24 protein-coding genes and 1 pseudogene are annotated in these 26,909 nt (G+C 73.1%); 8 read left to right on the top strand and 17 right to left on the bottom strand.

The features are described 5' to 3' along the window. Positions 1-143 precede the first annotated feature (143 nt). The 3 genes from AB0F01_RS19100 to AB0F01_RS19090 all read right to left on the bottom strand — a co-directional run bounded on the left by AB0F01_RS19100 (position 144) and on the right by AB0F01_RS19090 (position 3,625). Positions 144-1,751: an MDR family MFS transporter gene (locus AB0F01_RS19100; RefSeq protein WP_362096783.1), complete on the bottom strand. Its 1,608-nt coding sequence runs from the start codon at positions 1,749-1,751 to the stop codon at positions 144-146. Between the two features lie 272 nt (positions 1,752-2,023). After that, positions 2,024-2,776 carry a TetR family transcriptional regulator gene (locus AB0F01_RS19095; protein WP_362096781.1) on the bottom strand — a complete coding sequence of 251 codons (753 nt, stop codon included), beginning with the start codon at positions 2,774-2,776 and terminating at the stop codon, positions 2,024-2,026. 216 nt (positions 2,777-2,992) lie between these two features. Then, positions 2,993-3,625 carry an HAD-IA family hydrolase gene (locus AB0F01_RS19090; protein WP_362096779.1) on the bottom strand — a complete coding sequence of 211 codons (633 nt, stop codon included), beginning with the start codon at positions 3,623-3,625 and terminating at the stop codon, positions 2,993-2,995. Between the two features lie 219 nt (positions 3,626-3,844). Between AB0F01_RS19090 and AB0F01_RS19085 the strand changes: the two genes are divergently transcribed. Further along, positions 3,845-5,209, top strand: a complete 1,365-nt coding sequence (locus tag AB0F01_RS19085; protein ID WP_362096777.1) for an MFS transporter — start codon at positions 3,845-3,847, stop codon at positions 5,207-5,209. 31 nt (positions 5,210-5,240) lie between these two features. On the opposite strand, the gene AB0F01_RS19080 is transcribed toward AB0F01_RS19085, so the two are convergent. Next, positions 5,241-5,816 carry a transferase gene (locus AB0F01_RS19080; RefSeq protein ID WP_362096774.1) on the bottom strand — a complete coding sequence of 192 codons (576 nt, stop codon included), beginning with the start codon at positions 5,814-5,816 and terminating at the stop codon, positions 5,241-5,243. A gap of 375 nt (positions 5,817-6,191) precedes the next feature. Between AB0F01_RS19080 and AB0F01_RS19075 the strand changes: the two genes are divergently transcribed. Further along, the gene (locus tag AB0F01_RS19075; protein WP_362096772.1) at positions 6,192-7,340 is read left to right on the top strand and encodes a PP2C family protein-serine/threonine phosphatase; all 1,149 of its coding nucleotides are present in this window, start codon (positions 6,192-6,194) and stop codon (positions 7,338-7,340) included. 56 nt (positions 7,341-7,396) lie between these two features. Here AB0F01_RS19075 and AB0F01_RS19070 read toward each other — a convergent pair whose 3' ends face one another. From AB0F01_RS19070 to AB0F01_RS19040, 7 genes and pseudogenes are all read right to left on the bottom strand, one after another. Beyond that, the gene (locus AB0F01_RS19070; RefSeq protein WP_362096769.1) at positions 7,397-7,789 is read right to left on the bottom strand and encodes a hypothetical protein; all 393 of its coding nucleotides are present in this window, start codon (positions 7,787-7,789) and stop codon (positions 7,397-7,399) included. 334 nt (positions 7,790-8,123) lie between these two features. Further along, positions 8,124-9,354, bottom strand: a pseudogene (locus AB0F01_RS19065) (cytochrome P450). A gap of 10 nt (positions 9,355-9,364) precedes the next feature. Further along, entirely contained in the window at positions 9,365-10,585 is a 1,221-nt protein-coding gene (locus AB0F01_RS19060; RefSeq protein ID WP_362096766.1) for a cytochrome P450, read from the bottom strand. After that, entirely contained in the window at positions 10,582-11,202 is a 621-nt protein-coding gene (locus tag AB0F01_RS19055) for an ATP/GTP-binding protein (RefSeq protein ID WP_362096763.1), read from the bottom strand. The genes AB0F01_RS19060 and AB0F01_RS19055 overlap by 4 nt, the downstream gene beginning before the upstream one ends. Continuing rightward, on the bottom strand, positions 11,180-11,533 hold the full coding sequence (locus tag AB0F01_RS19050) for a DUF742 domain-containing protein (protein WP_362096761.1): 354 nt from the start codon (positions 11,531-11,533) through the stop codon (positions 11,180-11,182). Before AB0F01_RS19050 ends, AB0F01_RS19055 begins: the two co-directional genes overlap by 23 nt. Then, entirely contained in the window at positions 11,530-11,952 is a 423-nt protein-coding gene (locus AB0F01_RS19045; protein ID WP_362096758.1) for a roadblock/LC7 domain-containing protein, read from the bottom strand. Before AB0F01_RS19045 ends, AB0F01_RS19050 begins: the two co-directional genes overlap by 4 nt. Positions 11,953-11,954: 2 nt before the next feature. After that, a complete protein-coding gene (locus tag AB0F01_RS19040; RefSeq protein WP_362096755.1) occupies positions 11,955-13,379 on the bottom strand; it encodes an ATP-binding protein in 1,425 nt (474 codons plus the stop codon). 751 nt (positions 13,380-14,130) lie between these two features. On the opposite strand from AB0F01_RS19040, the gene AB0F01_RS19035 reads away from it, so the two are divergent. Next, complete coding sequence (locus AB0F01_RS19035) at positions 14,131-14,568, top strand: OsmC family protein (protein WP_362096752.1); 438 nt, start codon at positions 14,131-14,133, stop codon at positions 14,566-14,568. Between the two features lie 60 nt (positions 14,569-14,628). Here the strand turns inward: AB0F01_RS19035 and AB0F01_RS19030 are convergent, their stop codons facing one another. Continuing rightward, the gene (locus AB0F01_RS19030; RefSeq protein WP_362096749.1) at positions 14,629-16,353 is read right to left on the bottom strand and encodes an ATP-binding cassette domain-containing protein; all 1,725 of its coding nucleotides are present in this window, start codon (positions 16,351-16,353) and stop codon (positions 14,629-14,631) included. Positions 16,354-16,843: 490 nt separating this feature from the next. Beyond that, a complete protein-coding gene (locus AB0F01_RS19025) occupies positions 16,844-17,770 on the bottom strand; it encodes a LysR family transcriptional regulator (protein ID WP_362096746.1) in 927 nt (308 codons plus the stop codon). Positions 17,771-17,819: 49 nt separating this feature from the next. Between AB0F01_RS19025 and AB0F01_RS19020 the strand changes: the two genes are divergently transcribed. Both AB0F01_RS19020 and AB0F01_RS19015 read left to right on the top strand, forming a co-directional pair. After that, entirely contained in the window at positions 17,820-18,797 is a 978-nt protein-coding gene (locus tag AB0F01_RS19020) for a nitrilase-related carbon-nitrogen hydrolase (RefSeq protein WP_362096744.1), read from the top strand. Between the two features lie 320 nt (positions 18,798-19,117). Next, positions 19,118-20,323 (top strand): cysteine desulfurase-like protein, encoded by a 1,206-nt coding sequence (locus AB0F01_RS19015; RefSeq protein WP_362096741.1) that lies wholly within the window; start codon positions 19,118-19,120, stop codon positions 20,321-20,323. 179 nt (positions 20,324-20,502) lie between these two features. On the opposite strand, the gene AB0F01_RS19010 is transcribed toward AB0F01_RS19015, so the two are convergent. Both AB0F01_RS19010 and AB0F01_RS19005 read right to left on the bottom strand, forming a co-directional pair. After that, a complete protein-coding gene (locus AB0F01_RS19010) occupies positions 20,503-20,634 on the bottom strand; it encodes a putative transporter small subunit (RefSeq protein ID WP_362096739.1) in 132 nt (43 codons plus the stop codon). A 17-nt stretch (positions 20,635-20,651) separates the two neighbouring features. Beyond that, on the bottom strand, positions 20,652-22,403 hold the full coding sequence (locus AB0F01_RS19005) for a sodium:solute symporter family protein (RefSeq protein ID WP_362097190.1): 1,752 nt from the start codon (positions 22,401-22,403) through the stop codon (positions 20,652-20,654). Between the two features lie 611 nt (positions 22,404-23,014). On the opposite strand from AB0F01_RS19005, the gene AB0F01_RS19000 reads away from it, so the two are divergent. The 3 genes from AB0F01_RS19000 (at position 23,015) to AB0F01_RS18990 (ending at position 25,481) form a co-directional block, all read left to right on the top strand. Continuing rightward, positions 23,015-23,587, top strand: coding sequence for a WHG domain-containing protein (locus tag AB0F01_RS19000; RefSeq protein WP_362096736.1), 573 nt, complete (start codon positions 23,015-23,017; stop codon positions 23,585-23,587). A gap of 93 nt (positions 23,588-23,680) precedes the next feature. Then, on the top strand, positions 23,681-24,874 hold the full coding sequence (locus tag AB0F01_RS18995) for a GDSL-type esterase/lipase family protein (RefSeq protein WP_362096733.1): 1,194 nt from the start codon (positions 23,681-23,683) through the stop codon (positions 24,872-24,874). Between the two features lie 130 nt (positions 24,875-25,004). After that, positions 25,005-25,481: a VOC family protein gene (locus AB0F01_RS18990; protein ID WP_362096730.1), complete on the top strand. Its 477-nt coding sequence runs from the start codon at positions 25,005-25,007 to the stop codon at positions 25,479-25,481. 75 nt (positions 25,482-25,556) lie between these two features. On the opposite strand, the gene AB0F01_RS18985 is transcribed toward AB0F01_RS18990, so the two are convergent. Both AB0F01_RS18985 and AB0F01_RS18980 read right to left on the bottom strand, forming a co-directional pair. Then, positions 25,557-26,039, bottom strand: coding sequence for a GNAT family N-acetyltransferase (locus AB0F01_RS18985; RefSeq protein ID WP_362096727.1), 483 nt, complete (start codon positions 26,037-26,039; stop codon positions 25,557-25,559). A 349-nt stretch (positions 26,040-26,388) separates the two neighbouring features. Next, on the bottom strand, positions 26,389-26,841 hold the full coding sequence (locus AB0F01_RS18980; protein ID WP_362096724.1) for a DoxX family protein: 453 nt from the start codon (positions 26,839-26,841) through the stop codon (positions 26,389-26,391). Positions 26,842-26,909 lie beyond the last annotated feature (68 nt).

Here is a 26,909-nt window from a genome sequence, read left to right as displayed (position 1 = left end):
GCGGCCTCCCCGGCGCCGGACCGCCGCCCCGGCGCGGCGGCGAGGCAGCGCTCGGCGCCCGCACCAACCGGCCGGTGCTCACGGGGTGAGCGGGGCCGAGCGGTGCGGGCGCCGGGGGAGGGGCGTGCCGTCGGGCGGAGGGGTCAGCCGCGGGGCGACGCCGGTTCGGCCTCCACGACGGTCCCGGGGCCGGCCTCCTCGGCGAGCCGCTCCATGCCGCTGGTCGTCTTCAGGGGCTTCTCCTTGAGGAACAGCACCGTGAACAGCGCCAGCAGGGCGCACGGGGTGGCGATCAGGAACAGCTCGGCGGTGGCGATGCCGTAGGCGTGCTCCACGATCTCCCGGATCGGCGCGGGCAGGGAATGGATGTCCGGGACGCTGGAGTCGCCGCCGGTCGCCTGGCCCGCCGGAACGCCCGCCTCGGCCAGACCCTTGGTCATCTCGCTCGTGACCCGGTTGGCCAGGATCGCGCCGAGGACGCTGGTACCGATCGTGCCGCCCATGCTGCGGAAGAAGGAGAGCACGGAGGTCGCGGCGCCCAGCTCGGCGGCGGGCACGTCGTTCTGGGCCGCCAGCACCAGGTTCTGCATCAGCATGCCGACGCCGACGCCGAGCACCGCCATGTAGAGGCTGAGCAGGGTGAAGGAGGTGTCCGCGTCGATCGTGGAGAGCAGGCCGAGACCGGCGGTCATGATCACCGCACCGGCGACCAGGTAGCGCTTCCACACGCCGGTCCGGCTGATCACCTGCCCGGCGACGGTGGAGGAGACCAGCAGACCGAAGATCATCGGCAGGCTCATCAGACCGGCCACGGTCGGCGTCTTGCCCAGCGACACCTGGAAGTACTGGGACAGGAAGACGGTGCCGCCGAACATCGCCACACCGACCAGGAGGCTGGCCACCGTGGTGAGCGTGACGGTGCGGTTGCGGAAGATGGACAGCGGGATGACCGGCTCGGGAACCCGGGCCTCGACGAACACGGCGGCACCCAGCAGCAGCACACCGCCACCGGTGAGGGCCGCGGTCTGCCAGGAGACCCAGTCGAAGTCGTTGCCCGCCAGCGAGACCCAGATGAGCAGCGCGCAGACGCCCGCGACGATCAGGAAGGCGCCCAGGAAGTCGATCTTCGCCTTGCGCCGGACGACGGGCAGCCGGAGCGTGCGCTGGAGCAGCACGATGGCCAGCAGCGCGAACGGCACGCCGATGAAGAAGCACCAGCGCCAGCCGAGCCAAGGGGTGTCCACCAGCACGCCGCCCACCAACGGCCCGGCCACGGTGCCGATGGCGAACACGGCACCGAAGATGCCGGCGTACTTGCCCAGCCTGCGCGGCGGGATGATCGCGGCCATCACGACCTGGGCGAGGGCCGTCAGGCCACCGGCGCCGATGCCCTGGAGCACCCGGCTGACGATGAGCAGCTCGATGCCGTTCGAGAAGCCCGCGAGGAGCGAACCGACGACGAACAGACCGAGGGACGACTGGAGCAGCAGCTTCTTGTCGAACAGGTCGGACAGCTTGCCCCAGAGCGGGACGGTGGCCGTCATGGCCAGCAGCTCCGAGGTGACCACCCAGGTGTACGCGGACTGGCTGGCGTTCAGGTCGGTGATGATCGTGGGCAGCGCGTTGGCCACCACGGTGCCCGCCAGGATCGCCACGAACATGCCGGCCATCAGCCCGGACATGGCCTGGAGTATCTGCCGGTTGGACATGGGGGCGGGTGACGCCGGTGCCGGCGCCTCTGTTGCGGTCACAACATCTCTCTCAACGGTCGGTGAAGTGGCAGAGGTTCAGGAAGACGGAAGATCAGGGAAAGGAGAAGCGCGGGACGGCGCAGGCCGGTCCGTCCGGGAGGCGGAGGGACACGGGGCTCCGGGGCTTCGGGGCGGTGACGTGCGGCGGACGGCGCCCGGTCGGGAGCGGCGCCGGACGGGTCGGCCGGCGAGCCCGGGGCTCGCGGCGGACGCCCTGCGGTGCCCTGGGGCCTCCGGGACGCTCCGGGGCCCACGCCCACCGACGCTCGCGGTTACCGCGGAGGCGCCGGAAGCCCCGCCGCGAGCAGGGCGAACACCTCGCGGAAGACGTCGGCGAAGGCGCGTTCGTCCTGCCGGAGCGACCAGTGCTCCACGCTCACCCGGACCGCCGTCCCCGCGACCGCGGCCAGCAGCCGCGGATACAGCTCCAGCGCGCGGCGCCGCTCCGGCTCGTCCGTGCCGTTCCCGGGCGGAGCCGGGGCGGAGGGCGCGGCGGTGCGGGGTTCGGGGACGGGGGAGGGGACCGACGCCGCGTCGGTCGCCGTGGCGGCTCCGGTGGCCGCCTCGTGACCGAGCCGTCGGCCGATCACCTCGGCGATGGCCGTCTCGTCCGCCGTGTGGGCGACGAGGCTGCGCACTAGCAGGTGGGGGGACGTCCGGAGCACCTCGGCGTGCAGACGCCACAGTTCGTGCTGCCGTTCGGCCTCCGCGAGCTCGGTGGCGAGCGCGTCGCGCAGCGCGTCCAGCGGTGACATGGCGGCCGGAGCGTCGAGCACGGCCCGGCAGACCCGGTCGGCCGCGTACGCGTCGACGACGACGAACGCGTCGTCGCGCGAGGTGAAGTAGTTGAAGAAGGTGCGCACGGACACGCCCGCCGCCGCGCTGATCGCCTCCACGGTGACGTGGTCGGCCCCGTGCTCGGCGGCCAGACGTACCGCGGCCTCCGTGAGCGCGGCGCGGGTGGCCCGCTTCTTGCGCTCGCGCAGCCCGCCGCCCGCAGCTTCCTTCCCCGTCATGGTCTGCATGCTATGCAAAGATGCACGCTCTGCAAAATTGTGCGGCGGTGCCGATCGACACCTCACCGCCGGGCGCCGCCCGCACCTCCTATACCCCCGTGGGCTGCCGACCCCGCGGCGTTGGCAACCCACGACTCGCCACCCGGCGGCCGGACGGCACACGGCAAGGGCGCGAGGGGAGGGCTCTCGGCGAGGCCCGGAAGCCTCTGGCGCCGGGGCGCTCCCTCACCCGCCCAGCACGGGAGCCAACGCCCTCCGCAGGTCGGCCGGACCGCGGAAAAGCACCCCGGTCATGCCGAGGGCGACCGCCGCCTCGACGTTCTCCGCCCGGTCGTCCACGAACAGACACCGCCCCGCCGGCACCCCCGCCCGTTCGACGGCCGTCGCGTAGATCACCGGGTCCGGCTTGGCCGCCCCCACATGGGCGCTGCCCACGACATGGTCCGCGAGGTCCGTCAGTCCGAGCGACGTGAGGTCGTCGTGCAGCCGCAGCGTGGCGTTGGTCACCAGGACCAGCGGCAGGTGCATCCGTGCCCGCCGCAGCAGGGCGACCACCTCCTCGTCCGCCCGGAACGGAGCCTGGGCGAAGGCCGCCGCGAGGTCGCGGGCCACGGCGTGTGGCACCCGGCCCGCGAGACCGCGCACGATACCTGCCTCCCACTCCGCGGTGTCGATCCGGCCGAGCAGCAACGGCAGGTCCACCTCCGGGGCGTAGGCCACGTCCGCCGTCGTTCCCGCCGTCAGGCCGGCCGCCTGCTCCAGTGCGGCGACACGGCTCATGTCGTAGTACCGGATCACGTTGTCGAGGTCGCACAGCACCGCGTCGAACGGCCGGGCCGGAGCAGAGGAAGTGATCATGGGACGTGCCTAGCACGCCCGTGCGGACACCAGGACGCGAAGCCGCGCATCGATAAGGAGCTGCATCGATAAGGAGCTGCGCCGAGACGGAACCCGCGCCGAGACGGAACCCGCGTCGGCACGGAACCCGCGACGGCACGGAGCCGAGTGGACGCCTCGGCACGGAGCAGTCGATAAGGAGTTGCGCCGTGACTCGGGACCGACGCAGGATGACCGCTCGTGACCTCCAAGATCTCCGCGGTCCTGCCGGATCTCTCCCCCTGGCGATCCTCACGCGACTTCCGGCTGCTGTGGGTGCAGGGGCTGATCACGTACTTCGGCAGCTTCATGGCGCTGGTCGCCCTGCCGCTCCAGATCAAGGAGCTGACCGGTTCCCCGCTCGCGGTGGGCGCCATGGGCGCGGTCGAGCTGGTGCCGCTGGTGATCTTCGGCCTGTACGGGGGCGCCCTCGCGGACGCCGTGGACCGGGGCAAGGTCATTCTGCTCACTGAAGCAGGACTCGGTCTGCTCGCGGTGCTCCTCCTGGTCAACGCCCTGCTGCCGGAACCGATGCTGTGGCCCCTGTACGTCGTGGCGGCCGGGGTGGCCGCCCTCGCCGGACTGCAACGGCCCGCCCTGGACTCCCTGATGGCCCGCATCGTGCCGCACGACCAGTTGCCGGCGGCGGCCGCCCTGAACGCCCTGCGCTGGCAGGCCGGGGCGATCGCCGGTCCCGCGGTGGCCGGCCTGGTGGTGGCCTACGCGGGCAACGCCCCCGCCTACGGCACGACCGTGGTCTGCTTTGCCGTGTCGGTCGTACTGTGCCTGCGGCTCTCACCCGCGCCCCCCGCGGAGAACGCCGACAAGCCCTCCCTGCGCGGGATCGCCGAGGGGGCCCGCTACGCCTGGTCACGGCCCGTTCTGCTGGGAACCTACGCCGTCGACCTGGCGGCGATGTTCTTCGCCTTCCCGAACACGATCTTCCCCTTCCTCGCCGACGAACTGGACGCCGACTGGTCACTCGGGCTGATGTACGCGGCCGGGTCGGTCGGCTCGGTGGTGGTCAGTCTGACCAGCGGCTGGGTGTCCCGGGTACGGCGGCACGGGCTGCTGGTGGTGTGCGGTGCGGCCGGGTGGGGCCTGGCCATCGCGGGCGCGGGCCTGCTGACCGACATCTGGCTGGTCCTGGTGTGCCTGGCCGTCGCCGGCGCGGGGGACATGCTCAGCGGACTCGGCCGCTCCACCATCTGGAACCAGACGGTCCCCGACGAGCTGCGCGGCCGGCTGGCGGGGATCGAGGTCCTGTCCTACAGCGTCGGCCCCCAGCTCGGGCAGGTGCGGGCGGGTGCGATGGCGGGCTGGACCGGCACCCGGCCGGCGTTCTGGACCGGCGGTCTCGCCTGCGTCGCCTCAGTCGGCCTGCTCGCCGCCGCCCTGCCCAGGCTGGTGACCTACGACGCGCAGACGGACGAGGACGCCCTGCGCCGCCGCGCCGCCCACAAGGTCGCGTCGGGCGGTCCCGCGCAGGCGGACCCGCCCGCCAAGGGCGTGGGGAGCGCGGGGGAGCCCCCGGCGCCCGCCGCCGACCCGGTCTCCGGAGCCTGAGAGGCCCGCACCGCCCGGGGCGGTGCCGGGCTCAGCCCCGGCGCACCGCGAGCACCGCCGCGCTGTCCGGCGTGGTGAGCACCTCGGTGGCGTCGAGTTCCGGATGGGTGAGGTAGAACAGGCGCAGCTCGTCCACCTCGCCCTCGAACACCGGCGGCCAGTGCGGCGACGGCGTGAAGTCGTCGAGGATCAGCATGCCGCCCGGCGCCAGCAGCTCGACCACCCGCCGCGGATCGTCCCGCTTGCCGCCGCCGTCGCAGAAGAACACGTCAAAGGGGGCGTGCCGCTCCAACAGGCGCCAGTCCCCGTCCAGGACCCGCACGCGCGCGTCGTCGGAGAAGGCACCGGCCGTCCGGCGGGCCAGCACCGGGTCGCGCTCCGCCGTCACCAGCCGGGCGCCGGCGCCCAGTCCGCTGTGCAGCCAGGCCGTGCCGACGCCCGCTCCCGTACCGCTCTCCGCCACGACACCGTCGGGTTTCGCGGCGGCGGCCAGGCGCAGCAGCCGCCCCACCTCCGGGGTGCAGCTCTTGGTGAAGCCCGTCTCGGCGGCGAACCGCTCCGCCGCGGCCACCCGCTCCGGGACGCCCCGCCGTGCCATGGTCGTCATACCGCCGCCCCCTCCTGGTCACCGCGATGCTATCGACCCGGGGGTGCGGACCGGAGCGGGTCGGCACGGAGGCCGCCGCGCGGTCACCGGACGTCGATCCGCAGCCGGGCCCCCAGTTCTCCGGGCCCTCGTGTGTGCCGTCTGCCGTCTGCCTGCTGCCTGCCGCCCGCCGGCCCCGCCCGCCGTACGGCTGTGTGTTGCTCCGTCCGTTCCTCAGCCGGGGCGCGTGCATGCCGCGTGCGTTCTGGGCACCCGCGACAGGGACGGCCGTCCGTGTGCGCACGTGCGGCCGGCCGCTGTGTGGTGGCAGGGGCCCCGGGAGTGGATGAGACTGGGGCCACCGTCAGGACGGATGGCACGAGGACGCGCATGCGCATGGGCCGCAGGGACCAGACCGAGGAACGGAGGCAGCGGCTCCGCTGGCTGCCGGCCGCCGTCATCCTCAGCGCGTTCGTCATCGACATCGTCACCCGGGGAGAGGTCAACACCTTCCCGGCGCTCTCCGCCGCCCCCGTGATCGCCGCGCCCCTGCTCTCGCTGCCCGGCACGATCACCACGGGGGTGATGTCGAATGTGGTCGGCCTCGCCCTGGTGTTCCTGGAGCGGGAGCCGACCCGCGAGGACGTCGCCCCGTTCACCAGTCTGATCCTCCTGACCGTCGTCGCGGCGGGCCTCAACGTCATCCTGACCCGCGATCGGCGGCAGCTGGCGACCAGCCGCGAAGTGGCGGCGGCCGTCCAGCGCGCGGTGCTCCCGGACCCGCCCCGGCGCGTCGGGCGTCTCCTGGTGGCGTCCCGCTACGAAGTCGCCCACCAGGAGGCGGCGATCGGCGGCGACCTGTTCGCGATCCGGGACACTCCGTACGGCATCCGCATGCTCATCGCCGACGTGCGGGGCAAGGGGCTGGAGTCGATCCGCACGGTCAACGCGCTGCTCGGGTCGTTCCACGAGGCCTGCTACCACCAGCCGGACCTGCCGGGCGTCGCCCTCCAGCTGGAGGAACGCATGCAGGGGATCGTTACGGAGGCGACCGGGGCGGAGACCGAGTCGTTCGCCACCGCCGTCATCGTGGAACTGCCGTCCGACTACTCGGTGCTGCGCATCGTCAACCGGGGGCACGAGGCCCCGCTGCTGGTCCACGACGGCAGGGCGGTGCCGCTGGAACCGTCCACGCCCGCACTGCCGCTGGGCCTCGGCCTGCTCGACTCCTCCGACGCCCCGGTCGACCGGTTCCAGCTGCCCCCGGGCGCGACGCTGGTGCTTTTCACCGACGGCATCGACGAGGCACGCGACGCCCACGGCGCCTTCTTCGACGCCCGCCGCGCCCTGTCCCGGCGCTTGCCGCCCGACCCGGGCGCGATCCTCGACACGCTTCTGGCGGAAGTCACCCGCCACACGGGCGGCACCCTGGAGGACGATGCCGCGCTGTTCGCCGTCACCCTGGGGGCCGATCGGCCGCCCGGCGGAACCGACGGGCGGCACCCGGTTTCGGCGCGGGAGCCGCGCCGGGACCGCCGCGCGTAGACGCGGCCCCGACGGGGTGCGCCGGGCGACGCGGTCCGGCTCAGGTCCGGGCCCGGTCAGACCCGCTCCGTCCGGTCGGTGCCGGTACCGGTGCTTGTGCCCGTGCTTGTGCCCGCGCTGATGTGGGTGTCGCTGTCGGTGCTGTCGGTGTCGCTGCCGGTGTCGGTGCCGTCCCGGCCGGCGTGCCGCTCGCGACGGCGGCCCAGCAGGCCCGTGCCGGCGACCACCAGTCCGATGGCGACGACCTTGGCCACCTGGTGGTATCCCGCCGCCGGGGTCTCCGGGGTGCCCGGCAGGCCGAAGAACATCCACACCGCGGCGACGGCCCCCAGCACGATCAGGGCGACGGCGCCCCACGTGCCGAGGTCCGCCCACCAGGGAGCGATCGGATGGTGGACGCCCCGCCCCTCGCCCGGGCCGTCCGTGTCTGCGGTGTCCTGCTCGCTCAAAGTCCTGTCTCCTGCTCGGGGTCCGGTGTGCGTGGGCCAGGGCGGGCGGGCCGGCGTGCGGGGGCCGGGCATCCGGCCGACGGGACGTCGTTCGGGCCCGTCCCCGCCCGTCCCGGCCCGTTCCGCGCCCATCCCAGCCCGTTCCGTTCCGGCCGTTCCGGCCGTGGTCCGTGGAGGAGGACGCGGGCCGGGGCGGCGGGGTTCACCCGGCCCGCGTCGTGCCTCACCGAAACCTCGCCCCAACGGGACCTCGCCCCACCGCGAGCCCGCCCCACGGGGAAGCGGGGAAAGCGCCCACCCGGAAGCGCCCCGGCCGTCAGTCGTGCGGGCCGGCTCAGCCCGCGTGCAGGCGCACCGGGAGGCGCTGGTGGCCGTTGCTGATTAGGGACGGGACCGGAACGAGGCTCTCCGCCGGTTCCGCCAGGCGGAGCTCGGGGAAGCGGTCGAAGAGGCGCTGGAGTGCGAGGGAGACCTCCATACGGGCCAGGGGGGGCGCCGAGGCAGAAGTGCACGCCGTGACCGAAGGCCATGTGATCCTTCACCGTACGCGTCGCGTCGAAGGTGTCGGCGTCCTCGTGCCAGTCCGGGTGCCGGTTGGCGGCGGCGTAGGAGGCCAGTATGGCCTCGCCCCGGGCGATGGTCCGCCCGTCGGGCAGCGGGATGTCGGTGACGGCGAACCGCAGCGGGAGGTGCTTCACGGCGGGTTCGTGGCGCAGGGTTTCCTCCACCACGTCGTCCCAGGTGATGGTGCCCTTGCGGACCAGGTCCAGCTGTCCGGGCCGGGTGAGCAGGGTGAAGACGGCCTGGTCTATGACGTTGACCGTCGTCTCGTAGCCGGCGCTGATCATCAGCAGCAGCGTGTCGCGCAGTTCGTCGTGGGAGAGCCGGGAGCCGTCGCTCTCGTCGTCCCGGGCCGATATCAGCAGGGACGTCATGTCGTCGCCGGGCGTGCTGCGCTTCTCGTCGATGAGCCGGTCCAACTGCTCGTACAGCAGGGCCGCGTTGGCCTGGGCCTCGGCCGGGTTGAGCGTGGTGTCGAAGACGCCGTCGACCTGGGCGCGGAAGTCGTCGCGGCGGTTCTCGGGCACCCCCATCAGGTGGCTGATCACCGCGATGGGGAGGGGGTACGCCAGTTCCTGGCGCAGGTCGACGGTCCGGTCCGTCGGAAGGGCCGCGAGACGGTCGATGATGCCGTCCACCAGTTCCTCCACGGCCGGCCGCAGGGCGGCTATGCGCCGGGAGCTGAACGCGGGGGCCACCAGGCGGCGCAGCTTGCGGTGCTGCGGACCGTAGGCGGTGAACATGTTCTCCACCGCGACCCAGAGGGCCAACGGCCAGGTGCTGACGGCCTGTTCGAAGCCGGGCCAGTGCGCGCGGGCGTCCTTGGAGACGTCGGGGCTGGTGAGCAGCTGCTTCAGCAGGGCGGGGTCGGACACGGACCACGCCTCGACGCCCAGTATGTCCACGCGGGTCGCCACCCCGCGGGCTCGCAGGGCGCGTTGCTCGGACGTGTGGTCGGCACCGGAGGGATCGAGGACGAGGGGGGCCGAGGACTGCTCGGTCATGACCGGTCTCCTAGCGTTGCGTCGGGAACGTGACGGGCAGGGCTTCCAGAGCCCGGTGGAACGGGCCGGGGCGCCAGGTGAGTTCGGCGGCGGGGCGGCCGAGATCCGTCTCGGGCAGCGCGTCGAGCAGGTGGGTGACGGCCGTCTCCGCGATGAGGTAGGCGTGCGACCGGGCGGGACAGGTGTGCGGACCGACGCTCCACGCCAGGTGGGCGCGGTTGCCCGACAGCCGGCCGCCCGGCACGCCCTCGGTGAGGGCCGGATCGTTGTTGGCGGCCGCCATGGAGATCACCACCGGCTGGTGGGCGGGCAGCAGCACCCCGTCGACGTCGACCGGGAACGGCGGGTAGGAGATGCAGTAGTTCGCCATCGGCGGGTCGGTGTAGAGCACGGTGTCGAGCGCGTCGCGGACCGTGGACAGGCCGGCGTGCAGGTCGGCGGAGAAGTCCTCGTCGGTGAGGATCTTCAGCACGGTGTTGCTGATCAGGTTGGTCAGCGGCTCGATGCCCGCCCCCCACAGGGTGACGAGCTGATGGCCCATCTCCTCGTCGGTCAGCCCGGCCGGGTGCATGACCAGCCGGGAGGTGATGTCGTCGCCCGGCTGCTCCCGGCGCAGCGTCACCAGGTCGGCGACGGCCTGCGCGAGGATCCGGTTGCCCTCGGCGGCGTCCGTGGCGTCGAAGATCCGCGCCATGCCGTCGGCGACGCGCAGTCCGATCTCGTCCGGGCAGCCCAGCAGGGCGCTCAGGACGCGGAAGGCGATCGGGAAGGAGTACTCGGTGAGCAGGTCGGCCTCGCCGCGGGCGCGGAACTGGTCGATGGCCTCGTCCGCCACCTTCTCCACCAGGGCGCGCAGCGCGTGCTGGTCGACCTGGTCGATGGCCGCGGTGTTCGCGCCCCGGTAGCGGGCGTGCTCGGCGCCGCCCGAGCGCAGCGCGTTGGGGCGCCACTCCATCATCGGCCGCACCGGGCACGACGCCGGGACCGACTTCTCCCAGACCCTCGGGTCGGCGGGGAAGTGCAGCGGGTCGTTGAGGATGCGCCGCGCCTGGTAGTAGCCGATGACCAGGGTGGCGGGAACCCCAGGGGCCAGGTCCACGGGGACCAGCGGACCGTGGTCGGTGCGCATGCGCCGGTAGCAGGCGTGCGGGTCGGCGGCGAACTCCGGGGCGTACAGGGGGAACCGGTCCGGTGGGCTCGCCGGTCCGGCACCGGCGGAGGGCATCGTCATCGGAGGGTCTCCAGGGGTTGGGCCGACCGTCGTGCGGTGAGGTACTCGGTGAGCTTGATCAGGGCGTGCAGGGAGGAGGTGCGGTCCCGCGCGTCGCAGACCGTCAGCGGCGTCACGCCGTCCAGGGCGAGCGCCTGGCGGACCTCGTCGTCCGGGTAGGTCGGCGCGCCCGGGAAGGCGTTGATGGCGACGGCGTACGGGATGCCCGCGTGGTCCAGCAGCGTGAGCGCGTCGTGGGAGGCGTCCAGGTCCCGGGTGTCGGCCAGCACCAGACAGCCCAGCGCGCCCTCGGCCAGGTCCTCCCACAGCGGCTGGAACCGGGACTGCCCGGGCAGCCCGAAGAGGTACAGGGCGAGCCGGCCGTCCGCCATGTGGATCCGGCCGAAGTCCATCGCCACGGTGGTCGTCGTCTTGTGCGGAGTGCCCCGCAGATCGTCCACCCCGACGCTGGCCTGCGTGATGGGCTCCTCCATCCGCAGGGGCGTCACCTCGGAGACGCTGCCGATGAGCGTCGTCTTGCCGACCCCGAAACCCCCCGCCACCACGATCTTGGCCGACCGCGTCACCGAGGCCGGGACGTAGGTGACGGGCGGGTCAGACCATGGAGCGAAGTCCACGGAGCACCTCCTGCAGCAGGTCGAAGTCGGGCTGGTGGCCGGGCTCCGCGACGGGAGCGGCCAGATGGCCGGAGTCCATCAGCGACGACACGAGGATCCGGACCGTCGAGGGCGGGAGCTCCAGCGCGGCGGCGATGTCGGCGACGGCCAGACCGCCGCGGGAACCCGCGAACAGACGCATCAACCGGCGGGCGTCCGGACCCAGCGTGTCCGTGGGGCCGTTCGCGGCCACGACCACGCTCTCCGGACGCACGTCGGCGCGGGCCCGGATCTGCCCGCCGGTCCGGACGTAGGGCCTGACCATGTCCGGGTCACGCCGCGGCCCCGTCATGCCCGGGAGCCGCCGTCCACCGCCGGCTGTCGCTCCGCGGTGGCCATCTCGTGCCCGACGCGGGTCGCCAGCCGCACCATGTGGTGCGAGATCAGTCCCACGTCGGCGTCCGGGCCGGTGGTGCACACCGAGAGCATGGTGTTCCGGGCCGCGGTGGTCGTCAGACCGATGCAGCCGACCGACTCGATCAGCAGCTGCCGCATGCCGTCGCCGCCGGTGAACTCGTCCCAGGCCTTCCCCGCGGCCCGCAGCGCCGCCGTCAGCGCGGCGAACTTCTCCCCGTCGTCCTGTCCGATCGTCTCGGTGCGGGCCTTCAGAAGGCCGTCGCTGCTCATGAGGACGGCGTACCGCACGCCTTCGACGGTGCCGAGTTCCTGGTCGAGCAGCCAGCCCAGGCTGTTGGAATGTGTGTCTCGCACGGTCAGTGTCCTTCGTCGTGTGCGTCGTGTGCGGGGGTCGCCTCGGGATCTTCGGGGGGCGGGGACGGATGGTCCTGACGGCCGCGGCGGGTGCCCTCGGCCCAGGCCGCGGCGATCGCGGGACGGCCGGGTTCGGCCGGCGCGGGCTCCGCGGCGGCGCGACGCGCCGGGCCGGGCACCGCCGACCGCCTGCGGACGGTCAGCCCGCTGGCGGTGGTGGCCGGTGCGGCGGGCTCCGCCTCGGGTCCGCGCTCGGGCCGGGGCTCGGAGGCGGGCCCCGGCACGGACGGCACCGACGGCACCGACGGCTTCGCGGCGGCCACGGGGGCGTCGGGCGCCGGCGTGGTGAGCAGGTTCTTCGGCAGCACGAGCATGGCGCGGGTGCCCTGGTAGATGTTCGGCGCGGTCAACTCGACGCGGAAGCCGTACTCCTCGGCCAGCAGCGACGCCACGCGCAGCCCGGTCTGGGGGTGGGCGCCCAGGCGGGTGATGTCGTCGCGCTGTTCACCGGACATCACGTTGCTGGCCCACAGCAGCCGCTCGTCGTCCATGCGCAGTCCGGCGTCGTCCACGACCAGGAAGCAGGCGTGGTGGCCCTGTTGGAGGGAGACGTGCACCTTGGCGGCGGGCGGCGAGTAGCGCAGGGCGTTGTCCAGCAGCACGGCGAGGGCGTGCACGACCGCCTCGACCGCACGGCCCTCGACGACCACCGACCCCATCTCGGGATGCTCGACCCGCTCGTAGCCCTCGATCCGGCCCATGGCCGACCGGACGATGTCGGTGAGCGAGGTGGCGGGCCAGCGGCGGGAGAGCTTGTCCCCGGCGAGCACCGCGTACCCGGACGCCGTGAGCAGCATCTGCTGGGCGAGGTGGTCGATCTCCACCAGCGTCGCGTACGCCTCGTCGGAGATGTGGCGCCGCACTCCCCGGCTGACCGTCCGGCCGAGCCGCGCCGCGCGCGCCACCACGTTGTTGGCGAAGCCGCGCACCGCGGCCCGGGCCACGCCCACGGACTCGTCGCGCACCTGCGCGATCTGACGTTCCGTCTCCTGCTTGACGAGTTCGGCGTCCCGGGCGGCGGCCGTGCGTTCCTGGGCCCGGACCTCCTCCACGGCCGAGGTCACCGCTCCGGGGAGCGCCCGCAGCCGTTCGGCGAGCGGTGTCCCGTGCAAGGGCGCCGGGATGATCAGGCCGGTGTCGTGGGGCGTGCGGTCCGGCCCCGGTGCGAGGGCCGAGGGGAGCACGGTCGTCGTGATCCGGTCCAGGCACTGTTCGGTGGCGAGGAGTTGCTGGGTGAGCAGATCGGCGTGCCGCTGGAGTGAGTCGGCCCGGCGCCGGTCCTCCTCGCGCCGGCGCCGGAAGTGCCAGATGCCCCCGACGCCGGTCACCGTCAGCAACGCGGTGGCGGTCCATAACAGTTCAGTCATCAGGTCCTCACGGATCAGCAAGCCGTCGGGGTGCGGGGGGAGGGGCGGAGCGGGACGGCCCGGCTCCGAGTCGGTGACCGGGGTGCGCGGCGACCGGTGGACGTGCGGTCGCGGACGGCGGCGCGGTCCCGGACCACCCGGGGGAGTGCGGCACCGGACGGGTGTGCGGGGCCGGGGTGGCCGGGTCGACCGCCTTCCGGCGCCGTTGCCGGGGGCGTCGCCCGATCGCGGTCGGGGGTCCTAACAAGCCAGATCCGGCCCGTGTACCGCGATCCGTATCGAGGGGGCACGGCGGCACCCCTCCGCGCGCGTGCGCAGCGCCGTCCCGAGGGGCCGCCGGCCCCGGTCCCCGGGGGCCGGGAACACTGCGGTGCGGACAGCGGCGAGGGCGTGCGACATGGATCTCCCAGGAACGGAACGAGGGCGTGCACGAGCAGAGGACCCAGCGCATGCCGGGTCCACTGGTGGCCTTCGGCTACGGACCATACCCCTCGTGCTCACGTCTTGTACCGGCTTGGTGACGGTGGCCCCCGAACGCCGGGGATTTGCTCCGAGAAGTCGGGGTCGCTCGGGGCTCCGGCTGGCCGAAAAGGGCTCCTGTGCGCCGTGCGATCGACTGCCGGACCGGCCAACAAGCGTTCGATCAGGTCGAGTTGCGCGCCGAGATACCGCCCGGCGCACGCCCGGCGCGCGGCACCGCGCGGGAGCGGATAGCCCACTCTGCGGGCACCGGGCGGTTACCGTCTGCCGCATGAGCGAGAACACAGAGCGGTCCGTCGTCGTCCGGCGCACCGCGACCGGCCGTTTCACGGCGACCAACCCCCGTGGCGGGACGATCGAGTTCACCGTCCCGGGCGACGCACCGACCACCGGATTCAGCCCCGTCGAACTCCTGCTCGCCGCGATCGGTGGCTGCACCGCCGCGGACGTCGACGCCGCGACCAGCCGGCACATCGAGCCGAGCGAGTTCACCGTCACCGTGTCCGGCGACAAGATCAGCGACGAACTCGGCAACCGCATGACCGGCCTGAAGGTCGCTTTCACCGTCGCCTTCCCGGACGGGGACGGCGCGGAACGCGCCCGCGCCGTCCTGCCGCGTGCCGTCAGGACCTCCCACGAGCGCCTGTGCACGGTCAGCCGCACCGTCGAACTCGGCACGCCGGTCACGACGACGGTCGACGAGCCGTGACGCGACGCTGACCGGGTTCGGGGCGCTGTGCCCGTGTCTGTGCCCGCGTGGTCGCGTGTCTCAGTGGCTGTGGCTGTGGCTGTGGCTCTGGGCCGACGGCGCTGCCGACGCGGATGCGGGCGTCTGCGTGCCGAGTGCCAGGCGCGGCCAGTCCGCGAGGTCGCGCAGCAACTGCCGGTCGTGGGTGGCGACGACGACCGCCGCGGCGGTCTCCCGCAGAGCCCGGGTCAACTCGTCGACGAGTACCGGCGACAGGTGGTTCGTCGGCTCGTCCAGCAGCAGGAGCCCCGGTCGTACGGCGAGCGCCAGCGCCAGGTCCAGGCGTCTGAGCTGCCCCTGGGACATCCTGCCCACCGGGGTGTCGGCCGCCCCGGCGTCCAGCAGGCCGAGCGCGCCCAGGGGGACGGTGTCCGCCGCACGGATCAGGCCGTCGCTCACCAGCCGCCCCACATGCCGTGCGTACACCTCCCGCGCGGGGAGCCCGGGGTCGTGTGCGGAGGTCTCCTGCGCGACCCGGGCCACCCGGGCGTCCCTCGCGGCGCGCACCTGCCCCGTGCTGGGCGGGAGCGCACCGCCCAGCACCGCGAGCAGGGTGGACTTCCCGGCCCCGTTCCCTCCGGTGACCAACAGCCGGTCACCACCGTCCAGGACGATGTCCACCGGCCCCGGCAGCCGGCCGTCGACGGCGACCCCCTCCGCCCTGACCAGGGACGAGCCCGCGCGCACATCCAGCCGCGGCCACTTCAGCGCCGGGGGCGGCTGCGGTACATCGATCCGGTGCGCCCGGAGTGCGGCCTGCTGCCGGTGCAGTGCCTGCACCACGCCCGGTGCGCGGGACTGCCGTTGGTGTTTGCCGGTGCCCTTGGCCGGCCGCCAGCCCGTGGCGAGGCGGTCGCGCGCCGTGGACACTGCCTCCTGGAGCCGCTCGTGCTCGGCCTGCTGCTGTTCGTACTCCTGCTCCCACCGCTCCCGCTCCCGGCGCCGGGCGTCCTGCCAGGCGTCGTACCCGCCGGGGTACAGGCGGGGCAGGCCGTCGCGGGTCGGATCGAGGTCCAGGAACCGGTCGGCGACGTCCCGGAGCAGGGCCCGGTCGTGGCTCACGACGGCGAGGCCGCCGTCGTGCCCGCGCAGTCTTCGGGTGAGGAAGTCCAGTCCGTCGGCGTCGAGATGGTTGGTCGGCTCGTCGAGCAGCAGGATGTCGTGGTGGGCGCCCAGCAGGCAGGCCAGCCGGACGCGGTAGCGGTGTCCCACCGACAGCGTCGACAGCGGTCGGGCGCGGTCGGTGCAGGCGCCGAGCGCCTCCAACGCCACGTCGACGCGGCGTTCGGCGTCCCAGGCGTCCAGCCGGGTGGCCTCCTCCAGGGCCGCCGCGTACGCGTCGCCGGCCGCCGGGTCGCCGTCGGCCAGGGCGGTGGTCGCCGCGTCCAGCGCGGCCAGGGCCGCGTGCGAGGCCGCCAGGGCCGCCGAGGTGAGCGTGCCGACCGTCTCACCGTCGAGCGCGGCGAGTTCCTGGCGGGCCAGGCCGACGGTGCCCGCACGGTGCACGGTGCCCTCGTCGGGCGTGAGCAGACCGGCGAGGACGTGCAGCAGGGTGGTCTTGCCCCGGCCGTTCTCGCCGACGACCGCGATCCGCGACCGTGCCGACACGGTCACGGACACGTCGGTGAGGACCCGCCGGGAGGCGCGCGTGACGGTGATGCGCTCGGCCCGGACGTGGGCGCTGCCGCCCGCCCCGACGGGGAGGGCGGGGAAGGACACGGCTCGGGAACTGGGGGTGGAATGCAAGGGAGGCTCCGCGGCTCGCAGGGGAGCCGGGCAGCACACGTCGGCCGCCCGGCGTGGACCGGAACGGCGAGCGCGCAGTCGATTGAGAGGAGAAGGCGCCGCCGTCAGCGGGCGGATCGGACCTTCTGCGACCAGATTCCTCGTGCCATGCCGACCAGGCTAGCTGCTCCGGCGCACCGGATCATCCGGTTTTCGCGCCGGTCCGGTGGGCGGCGCCGATCGGACGCGGTGCCACCCGTCGAGGGCGGCGGTGCTGGGACGCGAGCGTCACGGCATCGCCGCGCTGGCGCCATATTTTCCCGTGCGCTTACCCCATGGGCATGCGCATGGCTTTCGCGTGGGCACCGGGTCGTCGGCCTCGCCGGGCCCACCGTCCTGCCGCACCGCCCTTTCGCCGTCCGGCCGGCTCTCACCGTCCCGCCGTCCCGCCGTCCGGCCGGCTCCCGCCCCACGCCTTTCGGCTCCCGGTTCCCGCCTCCCGGATCCCGGCTCAGGGATGCCGCAGGGCGTGCGCCGCCTGCTCCACGAGGCCGCGCAGCCAGAGCAGGCCCGGGTCGTCGGTGCGGGTGGCGTGCCAGATCGCGCTCACCGTGTAGGTGGGCATCGGCAGCGGTGGGGGAGAGGTGGCCAGGCCCAGGGCCTGGGCGTACGCGGTGGCCGCGTGGGTGGGGAGGGTGGCCAGCGCGGGCAGTGCGGGCAACTGGAGGGCGGCCCCGGCGAAGTGCGTGGTGGACGCGATCACCCGGCGGGTCAGCCCCCGGGCCTCCAGCAGGTCGTCCACGATGCCGCGCCGTCCGTCGTAGGAGATCAGCAGGTGCGGATGGGCCAGATAGTCGTCGAGGCCGAGGGGCGTGCGCAGCGGGAGCAGCCGCGGGGAGAACAGACACGTGTAGCCGGACTCGAAGAGGTCGCTGCTGCGGTGATCGGCGCTGTGCGCGGACGCGGCGGCCACGCCGAGGTCGATCTCACCCCGGTCGATCATGCCGCCGACGGTGTTCCGCGTGGTCTGCCGCACCGCGAGCCGGATGCCGGGCGACGAGCCGGTGGCGGCCAGCAGCCGGGGGAGGAGCGCCGTCTCCAGGTCGTCGGACATGCCCAGGGTGAACGACCGCCGCGCCGTCGCGGGGTCGAAGCGGTCCCGGTCCGTCACCGCGCCGTGGATCAGGGTGAGGGCGGGCTCGATGCGGCGCGCCAGCTCCAGGGCGCGGGGCGTCGGCTCGACACCGCCCCGGGTGCGGGTGAACAACTCGTCACCGAACAGCGTCCGAAGGCGGCCGAGGGCGGCACTGGTGGCTCCCTGGCTCAGATGCAGGGCGGCTGCGGCCCGGGTGACACTGCGTTCGCGTAGCAACGCCGCGAAGACCACCAGCAGATTCAGGTCCGCCTTGCGGAATTCGGTCTCATAGATGTCGATCATCGCGAGGACGAGTTTGCCGGATGAGCGCCCCACTTCCTACGGTCGGCGCATGACAGCCGCTGAGGTCGAGCCCCGCCGCCCCGATCGCACCGCGCCCCGCCGGAGGGTCACCGCCGCCGTCGTCCAGGCGTCCGCCCCGCTGTTCGACACCCCGGCCGCGTTGGCCAGGGCCGAGGAACTGCTCCGGGAGGCCGTCACCGGCCGGGGAGCCGAGGTGGTCGTCCTGCCCGAGGCGTTCCTCGGCGGCTACCCCAAGGGACTGGACTTCGGCATCACGGTCGGCAGCCGCACTCCCGCCGGGCGCGACCTGTTCCGCCGCTACCACGCGGCCGCCATCGAGGTTCCGGGCCCGGAGGTCGAAACGCTGGCCGCCGTCACCCGGGAGCTGGGCTGCCACGCGGTGATCGGCGCGGTCGAACGCAGCGGCGGCACCCTGTACTGCGTCGCCCTCCTCTTCGGCCCCGACGGCTACCTCGGTCTGCACCGCAAACTGATGCCCACCGCCGCCGAGCGCTACCTGTGGGGCCAGGGCGACGGCTCCACCCTCCCGGTCGCGGACACCGGCAACGGCCGCCTCGGCACGGCCATCTGCTGGGAGAACTACATGCCGCTGTTCCGCACCGCGATGTACGCCAAGGGCGTCGACCTGTGGTGCGCGCCGACCGTCGACGACCGGGACGCCTGGCAGGCCACCATGCGGCACATCGCCCTGGAGGGCCGCTGCTTCGTCCTCGGCGCCTCCCAGTACCTACGCCGCGACGGGCTCCCCGACGACGTCCGACCCGTCCAGGGCGACGAACCGGACACGGTGCTCATCGGCGGCGGTTCCGTCATCGTCTCCCCGCTCGGCGAGGTCCTGGCCGGGCCGCTGCGCGACGGCGAGGGCATCCTGACCGCCGAACTCGACCTCGACGACCTGGTCCGCGCCCGCTTCGACTTCGACCCCGTCGGCCATTACGCCCGCCCGGACGTCTTCACGCTCCACGTCGACGAGTCCCCCACCAGCACGGTGACCGGCACCGGGTGACATCCTCGACCGGAGCCGGGCGAGGGTGACGGCCACGTCGACATCCGGACCCGGCACGCCGCCCGTCCCCGGTCCCGGCCACCGTCGTTCCCGACCTCCGGCCCCGGTCCCCGGCCACCGTCCGAGGCCCGGCCGGCCCGCCTCCACCCCGACCGAGCACACGCCACCGAGCACACACCGCCGAGCACAGACCACCGGGCACAGACCATCGAGCACAGATCACCAGGCACAGACCACCAACCTCTGCCCTCGACCACGACCGCCGCCGCCCATCCGCCGCAGCCGCCCCCGCGCGCGCGAGCCAACGAACGGAAGTCACCGTGACGTACGACATCGACGCACTCCGCGCCCAGTTCCCCGCGCTTCGGGAGGGGATCGCGCACTTCGACGGACCCGGCGGCACCCAGACGCCCCGCCCCGTCATCCAGGCCGTCTCCGACGCCCTGTCCGCCCCGCTGTCGAACCGGGGCCCGTGGGTCGCCGGGGAACGCAACGCCGAGGCGATCGTCGTCGAAGCCCGGCGGGCGATGGCCGACCTGCTCGGCGCGGACCCGGCCGGCATCGTGTTCGGCCGCAGCGCCACCCAGCTCACCTACGACTTCTCCCGCACCCTCGCCCGGACCTGGTCACCGGGGGACGAGGTGGTGGTGACCAGCCTCGACCACGACTCCAACATCCGCCCCTGGATCCACGCCGCCGAGCAGGCCGACGTCACCGTGCGCCGCGCCCACTTCGACCCGGTGACCGGGGAGCTGACGCCGGACGCCATCCGTTCCGTGCTCTCCGGGCGCACCCGCCTGGTCGCCGTGACCGCGGCGTCCAACCTGATCGGCACCTGCCCGCGGATCGCCGAGATCGCCCGCGCGGTGCACGAGGCGGGCGCCCTGCTCCATGTCGACGGCGTGCACTACACCGCCCATCGCCTGGTCGACGTGGAAGCGCTGGGCGCGGACTTCTTCACCTGCTCGCCGTACAAGTTCCTCGGCCCCCACCACGGGGTGCTGGCCGCCCGGCCCGCCCTGCTGGAGACGCTGCGCCCCGACAAGCTGCTGCCGTCCAGCGACGCCGTGCCCGAGCGCTTCGAACTGGGCACGCTGCCCTACGAGTTCCTCGCCGGCACGCGCGCCGCCGTCGACTTCCTGGCCGGCTTCGACTCCGCCGCCACGGGCACCCGGCGCGAGCGGCTGACGGCCGGCTACCGGGCTCTGGAGCGGCACGAGGAGACCTTGCGGACCCTCATAGAGAAGGGTCTCGGCACCCTCGACGGTGTCACGGTGCACTCCCGCGCCGCCGAGCGCACGCCCACCCTCCTGCTGACCTTCGACCGGCACAGTGCCCCGGACGCCTACCGGTTCCTGGCGGAACGCGGTGTCCACGCGCCCGCCGGCTCCTTCTACGCCGTCGAGGCCTCCCGCCGGCTCGGTCTCGGGGACGCCGGCGGCCTCCGCGTCGGTCTGGCCCCCTACAACCACGCCGATGACGTCGACCGCCTCATCGAGGGCCTGGCGGACTTCCTGCGCACCTGACGGGCACACCGCGTTGCCACGGCCGGGCCGGCCCCCGTGCCGCCCCTGCCCGGCCCGTTCCCGCCCACGCCCACGCCTGGCAACGCGGAACGCCCCGTCCCCGGCCGGGGGCACCGGCCGGGAACGGGGCGACGGGTGAGAGCAGCCGGAACCGGGCTCTCACGGTGGGGTCAGTGAGGTCAGATGAGGTCCTCGCCGTTGCGGCGGGCCTCGGCCCACTCACGGAAGAACCCGCGGCTGATCACGAACAGCACGATCGCCACCAGGACGGGCCACATCAGGACGTACGCGGTGAGAACTGCGGTGGACACGGTGCCTCCTTCGTCAATCACTTGCTGCCGGTGGCGGCCGGTTCGGGGTCGCCGTCACTGTCGCTGTCGCCGTCCTCCGCCGCACGCCCCGCGGGCACCGCGGCGCCGCTCCCGGCCGGGACGGGTGCCGCGGCCGTGGCGGAGCCGTCGTCGAAGTCACCGGTGCGCTGCGCGATGACGGCGAAGTCGAAGTCCTCACGCTGCCGCACCGACATGGACCAGCAGATGATGGTCGACACCGAGTAGGCGACCAGCGAACCGCTGAGCGTCGCGTACTCGTGCAGCTCGCCGATGGCGAACGGCGCCGTCACGACGACGGCCGCCACTCCCACGACGCGGGCCGGGCGGGCGCCGAAGAAGCCGAACACCATCAGGCCCAGGACCACGCCGACGCCGATGACCGCGAGGACGTCCACGACGATGCCCAGCGCGTTGTCGAGCGGGATCCAGCCGAAGCGGACGGGCAGGAACATCGCGAGCGCGGCCAGGACCGACGTGGTGAAGGCGCGTCCGGTGACCTTGCCCCAGTAGAAGCTGGCCAGGACCGGGAACACCAGGGCGCCCCACAGCGCACCGACGAAGACCAGCAGGTCCAGGATGTTCAGCTGGAGGCTGGCGAAGGCGACGGCGGTCGCGGTGGCCAGCACCATGGTGATGCGGCCGACCAGCAGCATCGTCGCCGGGTTGGCCTTCTCCTTGCCGGCCACGTTCTGGCCGTAGACGTCGGCCATCATGATCGAGGAGAGGGCCGCGAGGTCGGAGTCGGCGGTGGACGACAGCGCGCCGACGATCATGATGAAGAACACGGCCAGCAGCACGGGCGGCAGGTACTCGGCGGCCATGCCCGGGATGATGTTGTTCGGGTCCCCGCCGGCCGGCTCGATGCCCAGGTAGAGGGCGAGCACGCCGAGCATGCCGACGCCGATCACCATGGCGCCGTACCCGACGGTCGCCGTGATGAAGGTCGGCTTGATCAGGCTCTCCTTCACGGCGAACAGGCGCTGCGCGATGGTCTGGTTGCCGATCGCGTAGGCGAGCACGGCGGCGATGTACGGGGCGCCCTGTTCCATGAAGGCCGTGCTGGAGAAGAAGCTGCCCTGCTCGGCGGTCAGGTTGCTCGCGCCGGTCTCGAACGCGGCGGGGAAGTCCGCGGCGAAGAAGATGAACGGGACGATGACGGCGACGGCGCCGAGCATCGCGACGACCTGCACGAAGTCGGTGAGCACCGAGGCGCGGAAGCCGGACCACAGGGTGTAGAGCAGCACCCCGGCCGCGACGGCGAAGACGCCCTGGGTGAAGGTGAACGGCGACAGCATCGAGATGAGCACGCCGCCGGCGATGAAGTTCGACATCAGGCTGATCAGGCTGCCGACGATGTTCGAGCCGGCGAGCATCAGCTGACTGGAGCGGCCGTGCCGCACGTAGAGCACCTCGGCGAGGGTGTGCGCCTTGGGTGCCACGGCCCGGATGCGGCGGCCGAAGGGGTAGATGAAGAGGATCATCAGGGCGCCCCACAACCCGTAATGGATCGGGCCGGAGATGCCGTAGGTGTAACCGGACGTGGCGGACGCGTACATGGAGGAGGCCCAGATCCAGGTCGCCGTCATGCTGGCGGCGGAGATCCCGAATCCGAGGTTGTTCCCCGCCGTCATGTAGCCGTCGGCGTTCTCCTCCTTCTTCCCGATGCGGGTCGAGATGAGGAAGGTGCCTCCGTAGAAGAGGACCAGCAGACCGACGACGACCAGGGCGTTGAACTGAGCTGTGTCCATTTCGCCCACACACGCCACCTCCTTCGACTTCAGGAGCCCCGGGTCGACCGCGCACCTGCGTCTTCCACGGGCAGGCGGCGGCACCGTCCCGCGCGCCGTGCAGCGGGGGGACCGACCCGGCAGCTCAGCGCTGTACAAGGGACGTTCACAAAAAGATGCGGGCTTTGGGCCCGCAAACCGTCGGCACCGTAACAGCTCTTTCAGGCCAGCGGGAGGTCAGGCTTCTGGAAGGGCGGCAGGGCTGTACGCTGGGAACTCGTCTGAATTGTGCAAGTTCCTAACATATTTCGAGCGGCAGTATGCCCCTTGTGATGTGATTCGCCCTCCCTCGCGACAGTGCGTATTTGCTCATTGCGAATGCAATTTTGACCCCTTTTGTTACGGCAAAGAGATCAACCGGTGGTGTCTCGCGTCACTGGGCGGCGGCCGGGTGTGAGGGTCTCCGGGTGGGCGTGAGGGGGTGTGTCGCCGCTCGGCGCCCGCACCCGGGTCGCCTGCTCCCTTGCCTAATCCTATTAGGCATATGCATAATGCATGTAGGGACAGGGTGGGGCCGGGCCGTGCGGCCCGCTCGCCCGGCCGCCTGGCTGAGGCAGACAGAGAGGGACCTCGTGACCCGAGTGGGACTGACGACGGAACGCCTGGTCAGGGCGGGAGCCGAGATGGCCGACGAGATCGGCTTCGAGTGCACCACGCCCTCCGAACTGGCCCGGCGCTTCGGCGTCCGTACCGCGAGCCTGTACGCGCACGTCAAGAACGCGCACGACCTCAAGGTGCGGATCGCGCTCCTGGCGCTGGAGGAACTGGCCGACCGGGTCTCCGAAGCGATGGCGGGCCGTGCGGGCCGGGACGCCCTGATCGCGTTCGCCGACGCCTACCGCGACTACGCCCGGGAACACCCCGGCCGCTTCGCCGCCACCTCCTTCCCCCTCACGCCCCAGGAGGCCGCGGGCAGCGCCGGTGTGCGGCACGCCGCCATGGCCCGCGCGCTCCTGCGCGGATACGCCCTGGAAGAACCCCGGCAGACCCACGCCGTGCGCCTGCTCGGCAGCGTCTTCAGCGGCTTCGTCGGACTGGAGGCGGCGGGCGGATTCAGCCACAGCGCTCCCGATTCCCAGGAGAGCTGGACCGAGATCCTCGACGCGCTCGACCTCCTGCTGCGCACCTGGAGCACCGGCACCTGACCCCGTCACACCCGTCACACCACGTCAGACCGCCTTCACACCACCCCGCGCGCCCAGTGCGCCCCCCGAACGAACCGAAGAGGTACCAGCACCATGACCACCCGGCACGACCGGCCCCCCGTACCCCTCACGACCGACATCGTCCGCGGCGCCCTCGAACTGGAACGCACCGACCGGGGCCTCCTGCCCCACCGCCTGCCCGCGAGCGCGCGCCGCCGGATACCCGACGGACAGCTGGCCATGGCCGAATCACAACCCTCCGGCGTGCGGCTCGCCCTCCGCACCCGCGCCACCGTCGTCGAACTGGACGTCGTGGCCACCAAGCGGGTCTACACCGGAGCGCCGCCGCGCCCCGACGGGGTGTACGAACTGCTCGTCGACGGGCGGCTCGTGGACTCCGCCACCGTCCCCGACGGCGACACGCTCACCCTCGACATGGTGACCGGAGCCGCCGGAACCCGGCAGGGACCGGTACGGACCGTGCGCTTCGCCGGCCTGACGGACGAGGAGAAGGACCTCGAGATCTGGCTGCCGCACGACGAGGCCACCCTGCTCGTCGGGTTGCGCACGGACGCACCGGCCCGTCCGGTGCCGGCCGGCGGACGCAAGGTCTGGCTGCACCACGGCAGTTCGATCAGCCAGGGCTCCAACGCCGCCACACCCACCGGCACCTGGCCGGCCGTGGCCGCCGCCCATGCCGGAGCGGATCTGGTCAACCTGGGCTTCGGGGGCAGCGCGCTGCTCGACCCGTTCACCGCCCGCGCGATGCGCGACACGCCCGCCGACCTGATCAGCGTCAAGATCGGCATCAACGTCGTCAACGCGGACCTGATGCGGCTGCGCGCCTTCGGCCCGGCCGTCCACGGCTTCCTCGACACCCTCCGTGACGGGCACCCCACCGCCCCGCTGCTGGTCGTCTCACCGGTGCACTGCGCCCTCCACGAGACGACCCCGGGCCCCACCGCCCCCGACCTGGACGCTATGAGCGAGGGGCGCCTGAGGTTCCGGGCCACCGGCGACCCCCGGGAGACCTCGGCGGGGAAGCTGACCCTGGCGGTGATACGCGAGGAACTGGCCCGGATCGTCTGTCAGCGGGCCGAGGACGACCCCCGGATCCACTACCTCGACGGCCGCGACCTGTACGGCGAGGCCGACGAGGCCGCCCAGCCGCTGCCCGACGCGCTCCACCCCGCCCCCGCCGCCCACCGCCTCATCGGCGAACGCTTCGCCCGCCTGGCCTTCGGCGACGGAGCCCCGTTCGGCCCGGCGGACTCCGGGAACCGCTGACGGCACCGGACGGCGGTCCCGGAAGGGTGCGGGGCCCCGGCGGCGCTTGACCTCGACCGAGGTCGAGTTCCTACGGTCCTGACCGGGCCGCGGAAATCCCTCTGCGGCCCTCGTGATCAGGAGGCACGCGGTGAGCGACAACCGTACCGAGATCCCCGACCACTACCGGCACGCCGTGATCCCGCACATCATGGTGGAAGACGCCGACGCGGCGATCGACTTCTACCGGCGGGCGTTCGGCGCCCGCGAGGACTTCCGGCTCCAGGCGCCGGGCGGCGGCATCCTGCATGCCGAGATCTCCATCGGGCCGTCGGTCCTCATGCTGGGCGACGCCGGTGCCGACGGGGTGGGCACCGCCGTCTGGTCGGCGCCCCCCGCGCTCGGTGGCACGTCCGTCACCCTGCACGTCTTCGTCCCGGACGTCGACGAGCTGGCGCGGCGCGCGGTGGCGGCCGGGGCGGAACTGCTCCAACCGCCGACGGACATGTTCCACGGTGACCGCACCGCGATCCTCGGGGATCCCTTCGGCCACCTGTGGGTCTTCCTCACCCACGTCGAGGACGTCACCGAGGAGGAGCTGCGCAGCCGGCTCGCCGCGGCCCGCTGAGGGCCGGAGCCCGGCGCTCGCCGCCGGTCCCGGCCGGACGCCCGGGGTCCCGCCCGGGACCCCGGGCGTCACCGGCTACAACTGCCGGTAGTAGACGGCGGTCGGGAGCCGTGTGCACCCCAGGGCCTCGTACAGGGCTCTGGCGGGAGCGTGGAACGGGTCGCCGCCCGTGCCGATCTCCACCACCTCGGCCCCCTGGGCACGCATCGCCGCGAAGGCGTGCTCGCACAGGGCGGTGCCCAGGTGGAGGCGGCGGTGCTGGGCGGACACGGCGAGCAGAGTGATGCTGCCGTTCCTGCGGCTCGGGTCGACGCTCCACGCCACGTAGCCCGCGCAGCCGTCCCCGGCCTCGGCGACGGCGACGTGGGCGTGCTGTTCGGGAGCGTGCAGACCGGCAACCAGCCGACGGTAGTCCCCCCGCCAGTCACCGTGCTGGTTGGCGAAGACGACCTCGCCGACCAGCGGCCGGAACGAGTCCTCGTAGAACGGGCGGAAGGTGTCGATGGTGAGTTCGGTGAGCGGCACGAGGTCGTGCCGGTGGAATGCGCGGATGTGCATGGACGTGCGCCTCTCGGGCTGAGGGCTCGAGGCCCTGGCAGACGGGGGACCTCTGCCGGCCCGCGCGCGGCCGGACAACCGGCGGCGAGCAGGCCCTCAGCGACGCGTGCGCCCAGCGGCGAGACATTCCATGGCGCCAGGGTACCTCCGGGGGGTGCCGCTGTGCCCCGGAAGGGCGGTGGCCGGGCCGGGAGGGGCGACGACCGGACCCTCCGGACCTGCCGGACCTGCCGGACCTCCGGACCCGGAGGGGCAACGGCGGCACGGTCGGCTGGACCGGGCCGCCCGGGTGCCGCCGCACTGCGGGTCCGGGGCGCCGTCCGCCCCGGGGCACGCTCCCCTTACCCCGTCAGTCCCGCACCGGCTGCTGGGGGAGCGGGGTCCCCGCCGGGAGGTCCGCCCGGTCACGCCCGCCGCCCGCCAGGGCCAGTGCGCCCGGTCCGAAGAACACCAGCAGCAGGAAGCCCCAGCAGAACAGCGCGGGCGCGAGACCGCCGTTCTGCAGGGGGAACAGCCCGTCCTTCTGATGCTCGGTGAAGTAGGCGAAGGCCATGATCCCGGAGCTGAGGAAGGCCGCCGCGCGCGTCCCGACGCCGAGGAGGATCAGGGCACCGCACACCAGCTCGATCACCCCGGCGTACCAGAACGGCCACTCGCCCACCGGACTGGCCTTGCGGTCCAGCACGCCGAACAGGGTGGCCGCGCCCTCGCTGGTGAACAGCACGCCCAGGACGATGCGGAACAGACCCAGGACGAGGGGTTGACGGGCCGTCAGCCAGTCGCTGAGGCGTGCGGTGTTCATCGGTGCTCCTCGTGGATGTCGCTCGGTTTCCGGGCACTTCGGGCAGGCGGGAGCCCGGCGGGGCGCGT

Origin of the sequence: Streptomyces sp. NPDC029526, assembly GCF_040637405.1 — a bacterium.
Taxonomy (GTDB): domain Bacteria; phylum Actinomycetota; class Actinomycetes; order Streptomycetales; family Streptomycetaceae; genus Streptomyces.
The sequence above is the reverse complement of the archived record's forward strand: the minus strand, read 5'-3'. Positions and strand labels throughout refer to the sequence as shown.

Bases quoted from the DNA above. Each gene is read 5' to 3' on its own strand.
- AB0F01_RS19090 (WP_362096779.1), bottom strand. From the start codon at position 3,625: ATGATCACTTCCTCTGCTCCGGCCCGGCCGTTCGACGCGGTGCTGTGC.
- AB0F01_RS19075 (WP_362096772.1), top strand. From the start codon at position 6,192: ATGGGCCGCAGGGACCAGACCGAGGAACGGAGGCAGCGGCTCCGCTGG.
- AB0F01_RS19035 (WP_362096752.1), top strand. From the start codon at position 14,131: ATGAGCGAGAACACAGAGCGGTCCGTCGTCGTCCGGCGCACCGCGACC.
- AB0F01_RS19060 (WP_362096766.1), bottom strand. From the start codon at position 10,585: ATGACGATGCCCTCCGCCGGTGCCGGACCGGCGAGCCCACCGGACCGG.
- AB0F01_RS18995 (WP_362096733.1), top strand. From the start codon at position 23,681: ATGACCACCCGGCACGACCGGCCCCCCGTACCCCTCACGACCGACATC.
- AB0F01_RS18980 (WP_362096724.1), bottom strand. From the start codon at position 26,841: ATGAACACCGCACGCCTCAGCGACTGGCTGACGGCCCGTCAACCCCTC.
- AB0F01_RS18985 (WP_362096727.1), bottom strand. From the start codon at position 26,039: ATGCACATCCGCGCATTCCACCGGCACGACCTCGTGCCGCTCACCGAA.
- AB0F01_RS19095 (WP_362096781.1), bottom strand. From the start codon at position 2,776: ATGCAGACCATGACGGGGAAGGAAGCTGCGGGCGGCGGGCTGCGCGAG.
- AB0F01_RS19025 (WP_362096746.1), bottom strand. From the start codon at position 17,770: ATGATCGACATCTATGAGACCGAATTCCGCAAGGCGGACCTGAATCTG.
- AB0F01_RS19050 (WP_362096761.1), bottom strand. From the start codon at position 11,533: ATGACGGGGCCGCGGCGTGACCCGGACATGGTCAGGCCCTACGTCCGG.
- AB0F01_RS19005 (WP_362097190.1), bottom strand. From the start codon at position 22,403: ATGGACACAGCTCAGTTCAACGCCCTGGTCGTCGTCGGTCTGCTGGTC.
- AB0F01_RS19020 (WP_362096744.1), top strand. From the start codon at position 17,820: ATGACAGCCGCTGAGGTCGAGCCCCGCCGCCCCGATCGCACCGCGCCC.
- AB0F01_RS19040 (WP_362096755.1), bottom strand. From the start codon at position 13,379: ATGACTGAACTGTTATGGACCGCCACCGCGTTGCTGACGGTGACCGGC.
- AB0F01_RS19080 (WP_362096774.1), bottom strand. From the start codon at position 5,816: ATGACGACCATGGCACGGCGGGGCGTCCCGGAGCGGGTGGCCGCGGCG.